The following is a 15,935-nucleotide window of genomic DNA, read 5'->3' as shown; positions in this document are numbered from 1 at the left end:
CCGGCGCAAGAGGGGCCCCGGCCGGTTGAGCGCTTGGCGCTGGATGCGGGCCAGCATCGGCGCGGCAACGGACTGCTGCACGATCCCGGCTGTCTTGGCTGTCGAGGACATCGGCGAACGTGTCGTGGACCCGGTCGGCGACCGGCTAGGGCTCCTGAAGATGGCAACGCGTGTGTGCATTCATCCACGGCCAGTGCCGACCCAGGTTCGGCGGATCGGGTCGGTCCGTCAGCGCGGCCCGCCGTCTCGACGCCCTGCCCGCCAGGAGGAACCCGCCGGGCCACCCCTTGCTGTCGGTGATCCACTGGATCCGTTGTCAGCAGTGTGGCCGACCGATCAGACCGTAGACGAACAGGTCAATGCCGTAGACCAGTGTCTCGACGGTGAGCGCCGCAGTGTCGTCGCCGGCGTGCTTGACGCCCTGCAGCATCAGCATCGACGACCGCAGCGAGGAGGCCAGGTAGTCGACAGTGGAGGCGGGCACACCGCGCTGTTCGGCGATGTAGCGCACCCGCAGCGCCCGGGTGGGGCGGCCCTCGTGCAGATCGGCGGCCTTGCGTGGTGTGGTGGCCGGCCAGCCGCCGCGCCAGGCCAGCACGGCGTCGTGCGGCGCGAGCGCCCGCAGCGTGCCGTCCAGGACTTCGACCGCGTGGTGGGCGGCTGCTGACGGCCAGGCCGGCCCGCGATGGGTCATTGCGTCCCAGATTCCGTCGTAGTGCTCCCGGACGCGCTGGTCGACCTCGGCGAGGAACTGTTCGATCTGGACGCCGTGACGCGACTGAACCTCCCGGCGGCCCCGCGCAGCGTCGCGGGAGGTGCCGGTGGGGGTGTCGCGCTGCCGAACCAGGTAGGCGGCGGTGTTGACCGACTCCGTGGCGTGGCCGAACTGCTCCAATGCTTCGATGGTCGGCTCGTGGTCGGTGACGTTCAGCGCGTCGATCCACCCGCCTGTCGCGGCGCGTGCCGCCGGAGCCAGTGGGCTGGAGACCCCGGCCAGCAGCGCCGTCTGGCCGGCAAGGCGGTCAGTGATAGGCATGATCGTGCTGCGAATCGAGTCGGCGTAGCCGGCGGCGAGCACAGTGCTGCGCAGCGCCTCTTCCCACATCGACTGCTGCCGGGCATACATCTGCTGGATGTCGCGCTGCCACTGCATCATCGGGCTCGCGACGATACGCCCGGCGACTTCCTGGTTGAGCGCCCGCATCCTGTCGTGGAGCCGGGCCGCTTCCAACTCGGCGCGAAGCCGGCTGCCTCCGAGCAGATCGGCGGCGATCGTCCCCGACGAGAAGCCCCGGAGCATCTCGCCCGCCGCGGACTGCATGAGATCGAGCCCGAACGAACCAGCGACCGCAGCCTCCGCGATCAACTGTCCATGCACGGCTGGCACCAACGACGCAGCGGCCCTGGCCGGCAGCGCGCTTGGGGCGAGGTCGGCCGCGATCGAGCGCGCAACCGATCGCCCAAGCTGTTCCAACGGCGCGTAGCGCCGATGGGCGACGCTCGGCTGCGGTTCGACCAGGTTGTCGAGATCAAGATGTACCGGGCCAGGCGATGGCTCCTCCGGCTCGGGAGAGGGGTCGCGAGTCATGCACGTACGGTACCGGCGACGCGCGTCAGTGACCTGCTACTGAGCCTCGCCAAGGACGGCGCCGGTACGCGCCGACTCCCACCAACAGCGGGCGTACCGCCACGAGCGGTGCCAGGAACCCGCTCCGCGGGTACGGTTTGATGGTGGTAGCCATCCCTCCAGCGCAGCAGGTTGTCGCCGATGCCGCGGCCCGCATTGGCGGTCACCAGAAGCAGCTACGCACCCGGTACCCCCACGCCTTGACGCAGCTCAAGCACTTCGAGGACCAGCGCAATTCGTCTCCCGAGTTCAGCTGGCCTGACTGGTGCTGGTTGCCGATGGCCGCGTCCGCGGCGATCGTCCGGGAAGCTGGTCTGCCCGACCCCGCCGACATCGGCCGCATCGCCGCGGTCGGCCAGTGGACGCTGACCGGCCGGCACGTCGTACTGCCCGACCAGTACGTCACCGACCTCCACGTGCCCGACGCATCCCGCCTGGGAATGGAGGTGGCGGACATGGACCTCGCCATCGACCGCACTCTGCTGCTGCGGGAGTTGGAGGGCCACTGCTACTACCTGGCTAACCCCGTCGCCCCGCCTGACGACGGCAAGGTGTCGATGTGGTGGACGGTGGGGCTTTACGTGCATCTGGAGCACGACGTGAAGACCGGCCGAGCAGAGCTGCGGATGCTGCTTGACCACGACCGCGGCTGGGAGCACCTCACCCCGGTGTGGGTCCACATCGACCAGCCGAGTCTTGCGTGGTCAGCCCGTGATGCGGCTGCATCGATACGATCCGCTGCGGCCGGCGCGACGGCGGACATGGTGCGCGCACTGGTCTTCATGGTGTGGCCGATGCTGGCCGCGCTACTGAACCCGGGCATCACGCTGACCGGACCGACTCCGCTGCCCCAATCTGACACGTATCTGCCGCTGCTGCGAGGAGCTCAGGTGTGGCACCTGGCGGCAGGCGACCCGACTCTGCGATCCGTGTAGGCCGCGTCAGCGCCCGTCGTATCCGCGCACATTGACGCCGGCGGACGGTGGGCAGCTCCCGCGTCATTTCACTTCCTGCTAGCCGAGGCCGCGCACGACATGCCACTGTTGGGCCTCGACCCAGGTCACCGCCTCATGTGCGGCTGTATTCGATGGTCGTAACGGCGGCGGTCTCGCCGATCAGCACGGTGGCGCTCCATGTCTCGCCGGCATCGATCGGCCCCGCCGCGCGCCGCACCGGCCCGGACCACTCGGCGGCGGGCCGCCTCATAGACCGCAACCCCGTCTGCGCGGCGTACCCGCCAACCGGCCCGGCCACGCACCACCGCCCGCAGACTGCGCCGATCCTCGTCGATCATCCCGTGACGATCGGCCGGATCGGCAGCGGGCCGCTGCCGATCGGCGGATCGTCGCTGGTACGGGCGACAGCGCGGTGGCCGGCATCAGCTGCATAAGTGCAGGCACAACCGCCGGTTGCGGGAGCCGACCGCAAGCCGGAGCAGCCCCCACCACCAGTACGGGCCGCCGACCGACAGCCGGCACCAGCCCACCAGGTGCCCGGCACCCTGGCCCTGCCATCGCCACCAAAGGCGGCCTCGCGCACTGTGGTGGCCCTGAGGCCAGGCGGCCGGTAGCTATCGAACACGACACCGAGCCGGACCCAGGCCGGCCGCGGGGTGTCGAGACCCGATGGGCCTGCGCGAACATGCCCGGTCCTGATCGCGAGTGGCGATGCTGGGATTGTTGACCTTCGGGTTCCGTGCCTTCCAGATCTTGACCGCGGACGCTGTTGACGGTTTCGGCGGCGGGCGGCGAGCTGTCGGCTCGCGTGCCGTGCGGGTCTCCGCCTGCAGCCGCCTGCCGTCCATACAGACGCCGAAGTGCTCGACCGCCTGGTGCACCTCAGCGCTCATCGTCGGCCTCGGCGAGCAGGTGATGGAGGAACCGGTCCGGAGCGGCCAGGAAGTCGCGGGTCAGCTGCACCGGCAGCGCCTCGTCGTAGTCGACCGGTTCGACCCGGCCCGCCTCGTCGACCTGCAGGATGACCGCGCCGGGCAGTGCGAGCAGGATCGGCGAGTGCGTGGCCACCACCAGCTGGCACCCCTGCCGCACCAGCTCGACCATCCGCGCCAGCAGCGCCAGACAGCCCTGAACCGACAGCGCCGCCTCCGGCTCATCCAGCAGGTACAGCCCGTCCGGCCCGAACCGGTGCACCACCAGATCCAGGAAGCTCTCGCCGTGCGAGCGCTCATGCGCAGACACACCGCCGTAGCTGGCAAGCATGCCCCCGTCGACCTCGTCGAGACGCTCGATCTCCGAGGCCACGTTGTAGTACGACTCCGCCCGCAGGAAAAACCCGGTCCGCGGCCGACGCCCCGGCGCCCACTCCAGCACCAAGCTGTCGCCGAGCGACGACTCGCTCGCCCGGGTCGCGAACCGGAAGTTCTGGCTACCGCCTTCCGGGTTGAACCCGGCCGCCACAGCCACGGCCTCGATCAGCGTGGACTTGCCCGACCCGTTCTCCCCGACCAGGAACGTCACCCCGTCAGCCAGCGGCAGCCCCGGCGCCGACGCCAGCCAGCGCACCACCGGCAGCGTGTACGGGTACCGTCCCGTCGACGCCGCCGCCGGCAACCTCACCCGACGGACGAACACCCCACTATCCTCCCACCCGGCCCTGGTCTTGCCGGGCCCCGCAGGCCATGTGAGACGGCAATGTCGCAGGTCACCGCCGTCCGAACGGCGGATTCTGCCTGCGCTCCCCGCCGGTACGGTGTAGTTCTCGCCCCGGGGTCTGCACGGGGAAGGTGGGCGAGATCCGCGATGGGAACGGTCCGGCACTCGAGATGTGCCGGACCGTTTCACGTCCGCCCAAGCGAGGTCCCGGGCAATCTGCCCAATACGTCGATCGATACGAGAATCCTGCCGCCTTGATGTGCGACGGTCGGATGCGTCATCTCGCACCGCCTCACGAGCCTCGACGAGCTGGCCACTGTGCCGCTTCTCCCCGCAGGTTCCATCTGCGTCCTCAGGCCGGTGATCTGGGCCAGCGCCCCCGCGGTGGCGCCCCACGGCGCCATTCGCGTTCGTCGTCGAACGCTCGACGACGGTCTCCGCCTCAGCCCGGATGCGGTCCTCCAGCGCGATCATGGAGTTCCAGCGGCACTGTCCCGAGCGTGGTGGGCGCCCGCTGTCGATGCGTGTCAGTCCGATGGTGTCGTGGTGGATCGGGGCAGTTGGTAGATCTGGTTGATGCTGGCTGGGCCGCCGTGGATGGTGGTCGGCCGTACCCAGGTCCATTCGATGGAGGCGCGGCCGGCGCCGACGCGCTGGCGTCGCCAGTGCCCGCGGCGCAGGTGCGGGGCCACGTGCCGGTCACCGGCCGGCTGCGGGTGGTTGCGGCGGGGTGCGGTGGCTTCCACGTCGAGCACGTGCACGTCCACCTCGTCGCCGATGGGGACATTGCCGTCGATGGTGGTGTTGTGTGTGCTGGTGGGCGTGTGGCTGGTGCGGTGCCAGGTGCTCAGCGCGAGGGCGGTGATGATGTTGGTGACCTGGGCGCCCCAGCGGGCCTGCGATCGCCGCGCCGGAACGGCGATGCGGGCCAAGGGCAGTCCGAAGGCCGATCCGATCGCGATGCACCAGGCGAACTCGTCGGCCGGGTGACCGTCGGAGTCGGCGGCCAGCAGGAGTCCTTCGACTTCGCCGCCGGAGACGTCGAGGGTGCGCAGCGGGGTGGGCAGCATGTCGCGGTCGTCCAGGCCCAAGGCGTGCATCCGGTGCAGCACGGTCTGCAGCTGGGGTGGTTTCGGGTCGCTGGCCGGTTCACCGCGGGCGTGCATCAGCGCGAACGGTCGGGTCAGGATGCCTTGGGTGGCGGTCGCTGCGGCGCTGATCTGCCAGGGGTTGTTGAACCGGGCGAACACCAGCGGGAACGGCAGATGCAGCTCCACCCCGTCGGGCAGCGGGCGGGCGTCGGCGAACATGGCGCTGTAGGCGGCCGGCAGCAAGAACGGGACCGGCCGCTGCGTGCTGTGCCAGTCCTGCGCGAACGCGCTGCGGTGGTACCAGTGGGTCAGGTCCGCGGCGTCGGCCGGGGTCGCGATCAGCGGGCTGTGCCGCCACGGGGTCCGGATCGTCGCCGAGGTCGGCAGCCGCGGCCCGGGGAACCTGGCCTGCCGGTAGCGGGGTGCGCCGCTGGTGTGGGCGCCGAGCTCGGCGCGTAGGTCGGCGGCGTCTCTGGTGTCGGTGGGGATCCGCATCCAGGGCGGGATCGCCCACTCCCACCATGCTTCCGGCTCATCGCCGGCCGCGCTGGACAGGGCGTACGGGGCCAACGCGTCGAGTTCGGGGCCGACCGTGTCGGGAATCCAGCCCTCCAGGCTGACATCGACGGTCTCCTGCAACGCGCGCCCGGTCTGCTTGCGGTACCAGGTCCGCGCGTACTGCGTGCTCGCCGAGGTGTGCACCGCCGGGTAGCGCACCCGCAACCCCGCCTCGCCCGCGCTGAGGGCGACCTCATGCGAGCCGCGGCCCCCGGTGAGTGCCTCGTCGACCTGACGCACCGACTGCAACGCCCGTGTGACCTTCTCCCCCGCCGCCTTCAACCGGGCAGCGCGACGGGCCTCCAGCTCCAGATCGGCCGCCACCCGCCGCTCGACCGCGGCCTGCACCGCCGCCAGCTCGTCCCGGGCGGCACGCGTCGTCGCCGCCTGCGCGGCGGCCTGGTCGGCGCGTTGCCGTTCCGCGGCGAGTTCAGCCTCCAGGTGTGCGACCTGCTCGGCCAGACCACGCTGTTGACGTGCCGCGGCGGCCCGCTTGTGCTTGCCTTTCACCGCGCATCACCCGCCCCGTCGCCGGCCCGGTCGTCCTCGGCGTTGCACGCGGCCACGAACGCCCTCACCGCGTCCTGCACATCACCAAGCACAACGGTCTCTACCGCGTGGACACGCGGATCCTCCGGCGCAAGCTGCGAGGTGTTCGCCCGCGCCAGTAACCTGCCCGCCGCCGCCAACAGCTGCTCGTAATCGCCCACCGCCCGCTCCAGCCCCGACCGCGCCGACCGCAACCGCGGATGGGTACCCGCGTCACGATCCCGGCGGCGGTCGCCAGCGCCGAGCGTACAGCTGGCAGCCGCGCGGCTTCCTTCTCCTCAGCGACGCGCCTGCGCCGCAGCTGTGCCAGCTCCGCCTCCAACCGGCGCTTCACCTGCTGCAACGCAGCACGATCCTCCGACTGCTCCACGGCCATGCCAGCAACGGTATCGACACCGTGCGACACTCCCGGGTTCCCGCGCATCCTGCGATGAAGGCCAGACCCCCCGGTGAGCGCCGCCCCGTGGGCACGACGAACACGGGCGTGGCGCGGGCGTTCCGAGTCACATCACGACATGATCACCACGAAGGGCTCGGCTCGCCAATCGACGCGGCGTGCCGGGTCAGCGGTCAGCGGTCAGCGGTCAGCGGTCAGCGGCGGAATGGTCGGCGTCCGTCGCGGGCGGGCGTGTTGGGGAAGGTGCGGAACCATGCGGCGGGCCGGTAGTCGCCGATGCCCCGGACACGGTTGAGGTCGCTGCCGGGGTCCTGGATGCCGTCCACCTCGGCGTCGAACAGGCTCACCACGTCAAGGTCCTGCAGCAGCGTCTCGCTGGCCCGTTCCCAGTCGAAGTCGTCGGGGTGGGCGGACAGCTGCTCCAGCTCGGGTGACCGGCCGGGAGCGTCGGCGTCAGCCAGATCGGGCGCGTCGGCGAGCACCAGATGCAGCGCCATCTCCTCGCCCGGGCAGGTCGGCCGGGGGTAGGCGCCTGCGGCCAGATCGGCGGCGAGGTCGTCGAACGCGCGGGCCATCTGGCGGCGCCAGACCGCGTCCTGCCCCCAGGTCAGCCGTGGCAGCCGATCCAACAGCATCCAGCCGCTGCCGTCGATGGGCTCGTCGCCGTGTGCATCGACGTCGTCGTAGGCGCCATCGGCCAGCACCTGCGCCGCGGCATGCAGCACGGCCGCGGTGCGGGGTGTTAGCTGGAACCCCGCGCACGACGTGCAGGACTCCTTCCCGCACCGACAGACCGGGAACAACGTCGCGAAGTCCGGCGCCGTGTCGACCGGTTGGCCGTCGGCATCGATCTCCTGCGTGCTGGTGTCGGTGGCGGTGATGCTCACGCCCTCGGTCTCGGGCAGTATGCCGTGAGGGTCGACCAGCCAGTTGACCGCCTCCGCCAGATCCGCGCGGATCTCGTCCTGGTTGACGGCGCGGTCGGCGTCGTCGAACTGGTACTGATCGAGGACCTCCACCGCGGCGCGTACGGCCGCGTCCCGGTCGACGATCTCGACGGTCGCCTCGATTTCCACCTTGACCCGCCGCCGCTGCCCGGCTGTCTCGCTGTTCACCCCGTTGAGCGTAGAGCCGTCGGCTGCTCGCTGGCGGACGGCGGGTGCGGCAGGGCTGGGCGGGCCACGTCGCGGGCCCACCGCAGCAGGCGCCGCAATGTGCGGGGTGCAGCAGGGGTTGTCGGGAGGATCGGGTTGAGCGGGGTCGAAGTTGTCCGTGGCGACGGTGTCGGGGCGTGGTCTACGGTTCGTCGTCGACCAGCAGGTGCAGCGGCACCCAGCGGGCCAGCTGGGCGAAGTCGTCGAGGTCGGCGATGTGTTTTCCGTCGTGGGTGATCCGGTAGAACTGTTCACCGCCGCCGCCGTTGGCGTCGTCGTGTATGGCCCTCACCCGCCAGGCACCGTCGATGCTGCGCCAGGCCCCCGTTGCTGCGTCCACGACGCCGACGCTAAGCCGGGCAGGCGCTATTCGCGATACCAGGGCCAGGCGTTACACCGAGTGGGTGACCTGCCGGCAGAGCCTCTGAACGCCTCACCTGGCGACGGCGACGGGTGCGCGGCCCATGACCACCTCGCGGCCGGTCGCCACGCACCGTCTGGTCCGGCTGAGGGTGGGTCACTCCGGCGAGTGCGTAGTGCCGGTCGTGGTGACGTGGTTGTTCCACACCAGCCATTTGCGCGTGATCGCGTCCTGGATGTTCACATCGTGGTGTCGCGCGAGCAGCAGGGCGTGGCAGACCACATCCGCCAGTTCGTTGGCGAACAGTTCGTCGAGCTGTTGCGGCGTGTGCCCCTTGGCGCGGGACTGCCCGGACCGCATGAGGAATGCCTGGGTCAGCTCTCCCACCTCTTCCTGCAGCTTCAGCAGAAACCAGGTGGCATCTCGCTGAATGTGGTGTCGGGCGGCGTAGCCCCTCGACACCACCTCAACCTCGTCCGACAGCCGCATCAGGTCCATCCCGGCACCGTAGGACACCGGCACGGCTCACGCTGTCAAGGCCCACGCCCGGCCGCGGCTCGGCGGTCGAGCCGTTCGACGCTGACCCACCATCATGATCGTGCCGACGCGGGGCCGTCGTCGGTCAGCCACCGGCGCCAGGCGAGCTGGTCGCACCAGGCGTGGGGCGCGATCCCCCACTCGGCGAGGGCGCCGGGGTAGACGCGGTCGTAGGCGGCGGCGATCACGACGGTCTGTTCCGGGGGAAGCAGAATCCAGGGGGCGTCGGTGTGGAGGGTTCCAGGATCGACCTCCACTCCTGCGCAACGATACGGCCGTGCAGGAGTCCCCGGCGGATCATGCCTCGCCACAGCGGCTCTGCTGGCCCGTCGAACTGCGGGCCCCACATGTCCAGCTCGGTGACGGTCACCGGCAACGGGTGCACCGTGGCCTCGGCGGCCACCAGCGGCAGGTCGAGAATCCGGAACGCGTGGGTGCGGTGGGTGCCGTTGATGCTGATGCGGTGCACCGGCCCTGCCGGCCCGAGCAGCCGGTGCACGTGCACGTGCCCGGGCTGGCCCATCACTCGGTGCAGCATCCCCGCGGGATCGGTCGTGGTCAGCAGGGACCGGATGATGGTGGCGACGATGTCGGGCCGGTGAGAAGCGAAGTCGTTCCAGGACCGAGCGGGCCCGAGATGATCGTGTCCGGGATGATCCAGTCGAAGAACACGCCAAACCGCGGGAGTTGGCCGGAGCCTGGCGTGGTCCGGAAGTCTTCGTCGCCGATCAGCGGATGGCTGGCGTTCAGCTGGTGGGCGCGGCCGGTGATCTGCTCGCCGAGTCTGTCCAGGTCCCATCCCGCCCGCTGACGGTGCACGGCGTCGATGACCTGGCCGAGCCGCTCGGGGCGCGAGTGCATGAACTCGTCGAAACGGCCGAGCGCAGAGGCGATCAGTTTCGGTGCGCTCCAGATCTACGGCGCGCAGTTGCCATGCCGACACCAAGGCGGTGCGAACCGGCGAAGCGCCGTATCGTCCGCGCGACCGATGTTCACCGTGCGGGACGCTCCGTAGCCTGCCAGTCATGGCGGACACGGCGACCGAGTGACGCCGCCTGGACGAGCGTGGACGGTGCATGTGCTGCCGGGGTGGATCCGTGGCGAGCACGAGATCAGGGAGTTCTTCCAGCTCAAATGGCACGGCGAGTTGGTGGCCGAAGTCGACCACATCGCCGAGCTGGGCCGATGGGTGCTGGTGCATCTACTCGCCCGGGAGGGCTGACCGTCAACAGAGGACCGGCCGGCACGGCCGGTACCGCCGCGCCGCCGTCAGTGGCGGGACATCCGCTGCGGTGCGGCGGCTGGTTGGAGGGGATTGCATGACCACGTTGACGCAGCGCAGCGCGATCGATGACTTCACCGCACTGGGTGGAAGTCTGCAGATCGCCGAACGTGACCCGCGGGCCGATCCACGAACGGCGGTGTTGTCAGCCGACGGCAAACACGCCGAGCTCGCGCTGCACCCAGACGCGGACGGCCGGGTCGCGGAGGCACTGATCAAGACCGCGACCACGCGGCTGTTGTGGTTCCGGGCGCTCGGCCCGGACCGGGACGGCTGGCGGCGTGCGCGGCGACGCTGGCGGCTCTCCATCAGCGTCGCGCGCTGAGTCTCGGCGCTGCGCGCCCATCGATCAGTGACGACGCGCTTCGGCTCGCTCGTCGGGTTCCGGACGACCGATGGGTATCCGAAGGTCTTCACTGCTGTGTCCGGCAGCGCCGCGTCCGGTAGGGCTCGCGAGGCGACTGCACCTCCCGGATCATCACCGTGGGGAAACCGAACGTCACCGCGGCATGAGCCGGGACGCTACGCCGGTCAGGCTCTTCATGCCGGGCATCGAGTCCGTGATACCGGGGTTGACGGACGGGCTACCGGGCGTCATGACCTTCTGCGACAAGCAGATGCAACGGCACCAGGTGGGCCAGCTCGATGAAGGAATCGAGTTCGGTGAGCAGCTCGCCGCGATGGCCGACCCGGTAGAACTGCCCGTCGCGTGCGCTGACCGCGGACACGCGCGAGTCACCGTTGATGCTGTGCCAGACCGCCGAGTGCTTGTCCACACCGTTGAGGGTAAGGGCGGGCCGTGCTGGCCGCGATCCCTCAGCCGAGCGCAGATCGACCCGGCCGGTGGGGGGCGGGCCCAGCGCGAGCAGTGCGCCGGGCCCGCCGGGCGGTGCAGCACGGGGGGATGTGCCGCGCCGGGACGGACGCTACGCCGCCGAGTGCGCGACCACACCCGACCAGTACCGCCGATGTACCACGACATAGTGATCTGTGCGGGCAGTAATGGCGCCATCTGACGCGCCTGGACTAGCGTCTGTTCCCACGCGGCAGCCATCGCTGGGGGCTCTGGCTTGTCGCGCCCAGGAAGTCGTCGAGCAGGAGTGGAAGGTTCTGTTCGACCACCGGCTTCCTCAGGTCCCTGCCGGCTGCGGCCGGCAGGGACCTTCTGATGACCAGTGCCAGCCCTCGGGGTCGAGGGGCCCCGGAGGGCCGAGCTGACCGGACTCGAAGATGAAGTCGCTCCAGGTTGGGTGGCGGCGGTGCGGGACTCTGGGTGGATGGCCGAGCTGGATCCGGACGCTGCCGGGGCGAAGTTGATGATGGATGCGCGGGTGCTGCGCTCGTTGCTGGGTGAGGATGTGGTGCTCGACCCGAACGACGCGCTGGTGCACTACCTGCGGGTCACGATGCACACGCTCGGCGAGGTCCTGGACGAGATCGCGACGGCGTACCGGCCGGTCAACACCGGCGCCGCCGCCCGCTTCGACGCCGCGGCCGAGGCATCCCGCCGCTCCTGCCGGGAACTGTCCGCCGCCGTCGACCCCAGCACGACCTGACCGACACGGCCGCTGGCGCGCAACAGTTCGGCCCGTTACGCTGCCCGCACTGGTCGGGGCCGCACCGCCAGGGATCGATGTCGCGGCGGGCGATGGGCGCAGCCCGGTTGACGGGCACGTGGTGCGCCGGCCAACCGGGCTGGACGTGGAGTCTTCGTGTCGCGCAGACCCCCCAGACCGCCCGACGATTCCCCCAACACACGCGGGCCACCGACACACCCCCATCGGACCACCTGCGCACATCAATACTACCGATAGTGCCGAATCAGATACCGAACGGGGTCGCGACGGAATCGTTGTCGGATGCGGTGCTGGCCCGGGGCTTCACACGGTCGAAACGATGCGGCACGCCACGGTGCGGCGGCTGCAGGTCGTCGAGGTTGCCCCACGCTGAGCCCACGGGTCGCCGCGCCGGTGACGAACGGGCAGGATGGTCGGGTGCTGGTCAGCGACGTTCCGATGCCTGCCGCCGTGGCGGCACGTCCACGCGATGCCCGCGGTATCCCGGTACCGGCGATCACCCGCTGGCAGCACGGCGTTCCGCAGTTCACGGAGGCATCCGGCGAGCGGCAGCTACTGTGCGCGCTGACCCACCGGTGTTCGGTGTGCGGCCAGCCGATGGACCCAGACGGCACCGTGTGGCATGTGATGGATGGGCAGAGCTCGAAGTGGATCGCGTACACGTTGAAGCGCGGCGCCGAGCCCGCCGGCGAGTTCTCCACCTACGAGGCACCCGGCCACTACGCCGCATGCTGTATGCCGCCGTCGCCTGCCCCTTCCTGGCGACACCGACCGCGCGCCGCACCGTGACCGGCGACAAGCCGCGTGACCCGGACTGGGTCAGCCCCGGCACCCGCCGCGGCGCCCTGTCCGGCCTGGTCGAGTTCACCCACGCGGTCGTGGACGTCGGCGATGACTACAGCGGCTACGAGATCGTCCTGAGCCGGCCGCGCACAATCCACACCTACCACCACGGCAGCCAGCTGCGCACGCTGCTCGACCAGGCCGTCGCGCAACAGACCACGCACAGCGGCGGGGATCAGCGCGCTGCGAAGCTGTTCGGCCCGAATCCCGGCGCATCCGGCCGGTAGGCACGGGCAACCCGTAGCACCGCGAGCGGCTGGCTGCTCGCCCGCGGGATCAGCGACGCCCATGGTGTAGGCACGAGAAGAGCCCCTCGTTGCGCTCAGTGGCGTCCAGCTCCCGATGAGCGGCTGTGCAGCGTCCATTTGGTCGAACCGCGTGGTCGTCTCTCGTCCGGAGGATGTGACGAGCGGGCTGCGCTCGACGATCGGTCTATCAGGCCCGTTCGTGGCCTGGCTCGCGACTACGCCCGGCGCCAGCGGCGGCCACGACCCGGCTGCTATGCGCTGCCGGTGCCGATGAGCGTCAGCCGGGTTACCTGGCAGTCATGCTGGCTGCCTGTCGCCGGCTGGAAGCGAAGTCAGGGCAGTACGGGTCGTGGCCGCACGCGGTGCTGGTGTCGATATAGTTTCCGTGGATGCAGCGGGCCCGGTTGTACTCGGGGTCTTCTGCCCGGCGGGGCGCCTTGCGAATGGTGTCGGTCGGGCGCTTGTGCCAGCCCAGCGGCTCGTCCTGCACGTCGGGGTTCCAGATGCCTACCGCGGCGGCCAGTGCGTGAGGATCGGTGTAGCACCACCCCCAGGTGGCGCCGTCCATCGGCTCGGCATCCACGGCGACTCCAACCAGGCGCCAGTTGAACAGTTGCCGGACAGCAAGCCACCGAAAGCCGGTGCTCTCTGCGATCACGTGGCCTTGCCAGTCCGGGTCGGGGATCGGGGGGTCGAGCTGCTTCACGGCACCTCCGCATCGCAGGTGGGCCTGTGCCCAACCGCAGACCGCTGCCACGGTACCGGTACCCGTGCTGGATGAGAACGGCGCCTCGGACGACCTTCCCAACGGGTCAACGACACACGCGCAGGGCGCGGCGGCCCGATAGGACGCCCCACCCGGCCCGGTGCGGGCGGGCGTCTGGTCGGGTGGCCGCTGCCGTCGCAGCAGGAGCAGAGTTACGGCGTGGGGTCGCCGTGCTGGTGGCCACGTTCTGGACGAGACGTTGGGCCGTGCCACCGCCGGTAGGGCTTCCGGCTTCCTGACGCCGCCCATGCGCCCATGTCCCGTCCCACCAGTACCTCCGCTGGGCTGCCCATGATATCCGCGGGGTGGATGAGCAGGACCCAGTCGCCGCGGCCGGGTGGAACAAGGCCAGGGGGCAGGATCAGCCATCCCATTGGCGCGACCAGACTGGCCAGAGCACGGATCTTGGTCGCGCGGCGTCGCCACAACGTCCGGCGGCCAGGCAGCCGCACCTGGAGTGCGCCGTCGGGGTCGGCCGTGCTCGGCACGACCTCGTATCCGGCGGATTCGAGGGCTGCAGCAACCTCGGGCGGGTAGGCGGCTCGGGCGTCCTCCTGCCTGGTCATGACGAATTCTCTCCTTCCTGTCCGCGGGGTGTCTGCCCTCACTCACCGCGGACAGCTCCTCCAGCATCTCGTCCACGCCGACGCCATGCTTGGCGGCCAACACGGCGAGGACGGCGTCGCCGGCGCCGCCGCAGAGTGCCCGGTGCGCGGGGTGCGCAGCGTCCGAGCACGGCAGCCAGGCGCCAACTGCGGCGAGCCGGTCCGGGTCGGGCAGCTGGGCGGCGATGGCCTCCGCTGCGGCGGCCACGGCGCGCTGTGCGGTCCGCCGGTCGCAGCCTGCGGTGTCGGTGGCCGCGGCAGGCCAGGTTCGATCGTCGGCGGCTTCAGCCGCGGTTAACCGTGCTGTGGCCTGCGCGGCGAGGCGGTTGATCGGGCCGATATCGACTGGTCAGGCTGGGGGCCGATGGGTCATACACGCTGGCTGCGGCCAGCCCACAGTCGGCGACCAGACTGGCCAGCTCGGCCGGCCGTGGGGCGTGTCGCTGGCGGCGTGCTGGACAGATCTCGGAATGCACGGCGCCTCCTGACCGGGCGGGCTGGGTTCCGTCGTGGTAACGAGCCGGCACGCAGACGGGTGTCGAAACTCGCGAACATCGACCCAGTGACCGATTGGCTGGTGTCGAGTCTCGTGCGCAACCGGTGTCGGCTCAGCTCAGAGAAACCACACGATCGTCCGGTGCCTGCGCGCTGTTCGCTGCCAGATCGGTTTTGGTGCGTCGGGGCAGGGGCCGAGGAGCGGGCACGAGAAAAGCGCAGCATCGCGCCCGCCAGCCGCCGTCGAGGGACGGTCGTGTGTGTCTTGCCGGCGTCTCGGACTTGGTCTGCTGTCCAAGACGCCGGCAGGGCGCGGTCGGTTGCGGTGGACGCCTATTGGGTGTCAAGGAGGCTGATCGGCCCGTTGCGGAGGCGGTCGATCGCCCGGCCCAGGATCACGGTCGCTTGGTCGGGAGAGCTCGCTGCGTCCGCCAGGCGCGAGGCGAGGGCACGGAAGGGTTCGACCTCGGCCGGGTCGTAGAGGCTCTCGGGCGGGTACCCGGTCAGGTGCGACACGACGATGGGTGGGGCGGCTGGGTGGTCGAACTCCAGGAGCTCGAACCGTGGCTGGCCTCGGTGGGCTATCCATCCGTCACAGGGGATCACCTGCATCTACAGGGTTCCGGTCTCGGTGAGGCGCCGCAGATACTGCAGTTGGTTGATGGTGGTGTCGATGCTGCCGAACGGGCGTAGCAGCACCGCCTCGTCGATCACGACCCGCAGCTCGCGGTCGGCCCGCTTCGCGAGCTGCGCCCTTCGTGTGGCGTCGATCTGGCTGTAGAGGTGGTGTTGCTGGTCGGTCGGCGGCGCCCCGCCGGTCGTCGCGCGACGGACGTGACGGTTGAAGTCGTCGGTGCGCAGCAGGTCGGGGATCAGCAGAGTGTCGAGCATCAGGATGCGGCTGGCGCTGGTCTGGTAGGCGAGGTGACGGCGGGTGCGTAGGTCGAGGCTGGCCGCGTAGGGGCTGGTCCAGCCCGGCTGTCGGGCACGGCGGGCCCAGTCGCGTAGCGTCTCGTCGTCCTGCGGGTCGGTGAGCCGGTAGAGGCCCAGCAGGGCGTTGAGGTCGGTGATCGAGATGGTGCTGTCGGCGTTCTCGATCCGGTTGACCTTGTTGATCGACCACTCGGTTCGCAGAGCGGTCTGCCGCTGTGACAGGCCGGTCTTGTACCGCAGCTGCCTCAGGCGGACAGCGAGCATCCGCTGCATCAGCATCGGGTCGTAGTGGTCAAGCAC

The 15,935-nt window shown here is 70.3% G+C and carries 18 protein-coding genes and 1 pseudogene; 6 read left to right on the top strand and 13 right to left on the bottom strand.

Annotated features, from left to right (window positions below; all coding sequences use genetic code 11):
* Positions 1-316 precede the first annotated feature (316 nt).
* Entirely contained in the window at positions 317-1,588 is a 1,272-nt protein-coding gene (locus NUM_RS22170) for a hypothetical protein (protein ID WP_207126823.1), read from the bottom strand.
* Between the two features lie 239 nt (positions 1,589-1,827).
* On the opposite strand from NUM_RS22170, the gene NUM_RS22165 reads away from it, so the two are divergent.
* Together NUM_RS22165 and NUM_RS22160 are read left to right on the top strand one after the other, a co-directional pair.
* Positions 1,828-2,562: a hypothetical protein gene (locus NUM_RS22165; protein ID WP_207126822.1), complete on the top strand. Its 735-nt coding sequence runs from the start codon at positions 1,828-1,830 to the stop codon at positions 2,560-2,562.
* Between the two features lie 137 nt (positions 2,563-2,699).
* Positions 2,700-3,017 (top strand): hypothetical protein, encoded by a 318-nt coding sequence (locus NUM_RS22160; protein ID WP_207126821.1) that lies wholly within the window; start codon positions 2,700-2,702, stop codon positions 3,015-3,017.
* A gap of 448 nt (positions 3,018-3,465) precedes the next feature.
* Here the strand turns inward: NUM_RS22160 and NUM_RS37295 are convergent, their stop codons facing one another.
* The 9 genes from NUM_RS37295 to NUM_RS22120 all read right to left on the bottom strand — a co-directional run bounded on the left by NUM_RS37295 (position 3,466) and on the right by NUM_RS22120 (position 9,747).
* The gene (locus NUM_RS37295) at positions 3,466-4,218 is read right to left on the bottom strand and encodes an AAA family ATPase (RefSeq protein ID WP_225918762.1); all 753 of its coding nucleotides are present in this window, start codon (positions 4,216-4,218) and stop codon (positions 3,466-3,468) included.
* A 548-nt stretch (positions 4,219-4,766) separates the two neighbouring features.
* Complete coding sequence (locus tag NUM_RS22150; RefSeq protein ID WP_207126819.1) at positions 4,767-6,398, bottom strand: hypothetical protein; 1,632 nt, start codon at positions 6,396-6,398, stop codon at positions 4,767-4,769.
* Positions 6,395-6,598 carry a hypothetical protein gene (locus NUM_RS22145; RefSeq protein WP_207126818.1) on the bottom strand — a complete coding sequence of 68 codons (204 nt, stop codon included), beginning with the start codon at positions 6,596-6,598 and terminating at the stop codon, positions 6,395-6,397. Before NUM_RS22145 ends, NUM_RS22150 begins: the two co-directional genes overlap by 4 nt.
* A gap of 430 nt (positions 6,599-7,028) precedes the next feature.
* Positions 7,029-7,949 carry a hypothetical protein gene (locus NUM_RS22140; protein ID WP_207126817.1) on the bottom strand — a complete coding sequence of 307 codons (921 nt, stop codon included), beginning with the start codon at positions 7,947-7,949 and terminating at the stop codon, positions 7,029-7,031.
* Positions 7,950-8,130: 181 nt separating this feature from the next.
* Positions 8,131-8,328: a hypothetical protein gene (locus tag NUM_RS22135; RefSeq protein WP_207126816.1), complete on the bottom strand. Its 198-nt coding sequence runs from the start codon at positions 8,326-8,328 to the stop codon at positions 8,131-8,133.
* 177 nt (positions 8,329-8,505) lie between these two features.
* A complete protein-coding gene (locus NUM_RS22130; RefSeq protein ID WP_207126815.1) occupies positions 8,506-8,847 on the bottom strand; it encodes a nucleoside triphosphate pyrophosphohydrolase family protein in 342 nt (113 codons plus the stop codon).
* A gap of 92 nt (positions 8,848-8,939) precedes the next feature.
* Positions 8,940-9,074 carry a hypothetical protein gene (locus NUM_RS37705; RefSeq protein ID WP_263975135.1) on the bottom strand — a complete coding sequence of 45 codons (135 nt, stop codon included), beginning with the start codon at positions 9,072-9,074 and terminating at the stop codon, positions 8,940-8,942.
* On the bottom strand, positions 9,071-9,424 hold the full coding sequence (locus NUM_RS22125) for a hypothetical protein (RefSeq protein ID WP_207126814.1): 354 nt from the start codon (positions 9,422-9,424) through the stop codon (positions 9,071-9,073). Before NUM_RS22125 ends, NUM_RS37705 begins: the two co-directional genes overlap by 4 nt.
* Positions 9,425-9,444: 20 nt before the next feature.
* Positions 9,445-9,747: a hypothetical protein gene (locus NUM_RS22120; RefSeq protein WP_207126813.1), complete on the bottom strand. Its 303-nt coding sequence runs from the start codon at positions 9,745-9,747 to the stop codon at positions 9,445-9,447.
* Positions 9,748-9,958: 211 nt separating this feature from the next.
* On the opposite strand from NUM_RS22120, the gene NUM_RS22115 reads away from it, so the two are divergent.
* Together NUM_RS22115 and NUM_RS22110 are read left to right on the top strand one after the other, a co-directional pair.
* Positions 9,959-10,108 carry a hypothetical protein gene (locus NUM_RS22115; protein WP_207126812.1) on the top strand — a complete coding sequence of 50 codons (150 nt, stop codon included), beginning with the start codon at positions 9,959-9,961 and terminating at the stop codon, positions 10,106-10,108.
* Between the two features lie 97 nt (positions 10,109-10,205).
* Positions 10,206-10,493 carry a hypothetical protein gene (locus NUM_RS22110; protein ID WP_207123081.1) on the top strand — a complete coding sequence of 96 codons (288 nt, stop codon included), beginning with the start codon at positions 10,206-10,208 and terminating at the stop codon, positions 10,491-10,493.
* A gap of 259 nt (positions 10,494-10,752) precedes the next feature.
* On the opposite strand, the gene NUM_RS22105 is transcribed toward NUM_RS22110, so the two are convergent.
* Entirely contained in the window at positions 10,753-10,944 is a 192-nt protein-coding gene (locus NUM_RS22105; protein ID WP_207126811.1) for a hypothetical protein, read from the bottom strand.
* Positions 10,945-11,445: 501 nt separating this feature from the next.
* Between NUM_RS22105 and NUM_RS22100 the strand changes: the two genes are divergently transcribed.
* Both NUM_RS22100 and NUM_RS22095 read left to right on the top strand, forming a co-directional pair.
* Positions 11,446-11,724, top strand: coding sequence for a hypothetical protein (locus NUM_RS22100; protein WP_207126810.1), 279 nt, complete (start codon positions 11,446-11,448; stop codon positions 11,722-11,724).
* Positions 11,725-12,473: 749 nt separating this feature from the next.
* A complete protein-coding gene (locus NUM_RS22095) occupies positions 12,474-12,815 on the top strand; it encodes a hypothetical protein (protein WP_207126809.1) in 342 nt (113 codons plus the stop codon).
* 307 nt (positions 12,816-13,122) lie between these two features.
* Here the strand turns inward: NUM_RS22095 and NUM_RS22090 are convergent, their stop codons facing one another.
* Together NUM_RS22090 and NUM_RS22085 are read right to left on the bottom strand one after the other, a co-directional pair.
* Positions 13,123-13,542: a hypothetical protein gene (locus NUM_RS22090; RefSeq protein WP_207126808.1), complete on the bottom strand. Its 420-nt coding sequence runs from the start codon at positions 13,540-13,542 to the stop codon at positions 13,123-13,125.
* A gap of 1,493 nt (positions 13,543-15,035) precedes the next feature.
* A pseudogene (locus NUM_RS22085) lies at positions 15,036-15,899 on the bottom strand (helix-turn-helix domain-containing protein).
* Positions 15,900-15,935: the final 36 nt, after the last annotated feature.

It is taken from the genome of Actinocatenispora comari, from assembly GCF_017312725.1.
Lineage (GTDB): Bacteria > Actinomycetota > Actinomycetes > Mycobacteriales > Micromonosporaceae > Actinocatenispora > Actinocatenispora comari.
The sequence above is the reverse complement of the archived record's forward strand: the minus strand, read 5'-3'. Positions and strand labels throughout refer to the sequence as shown.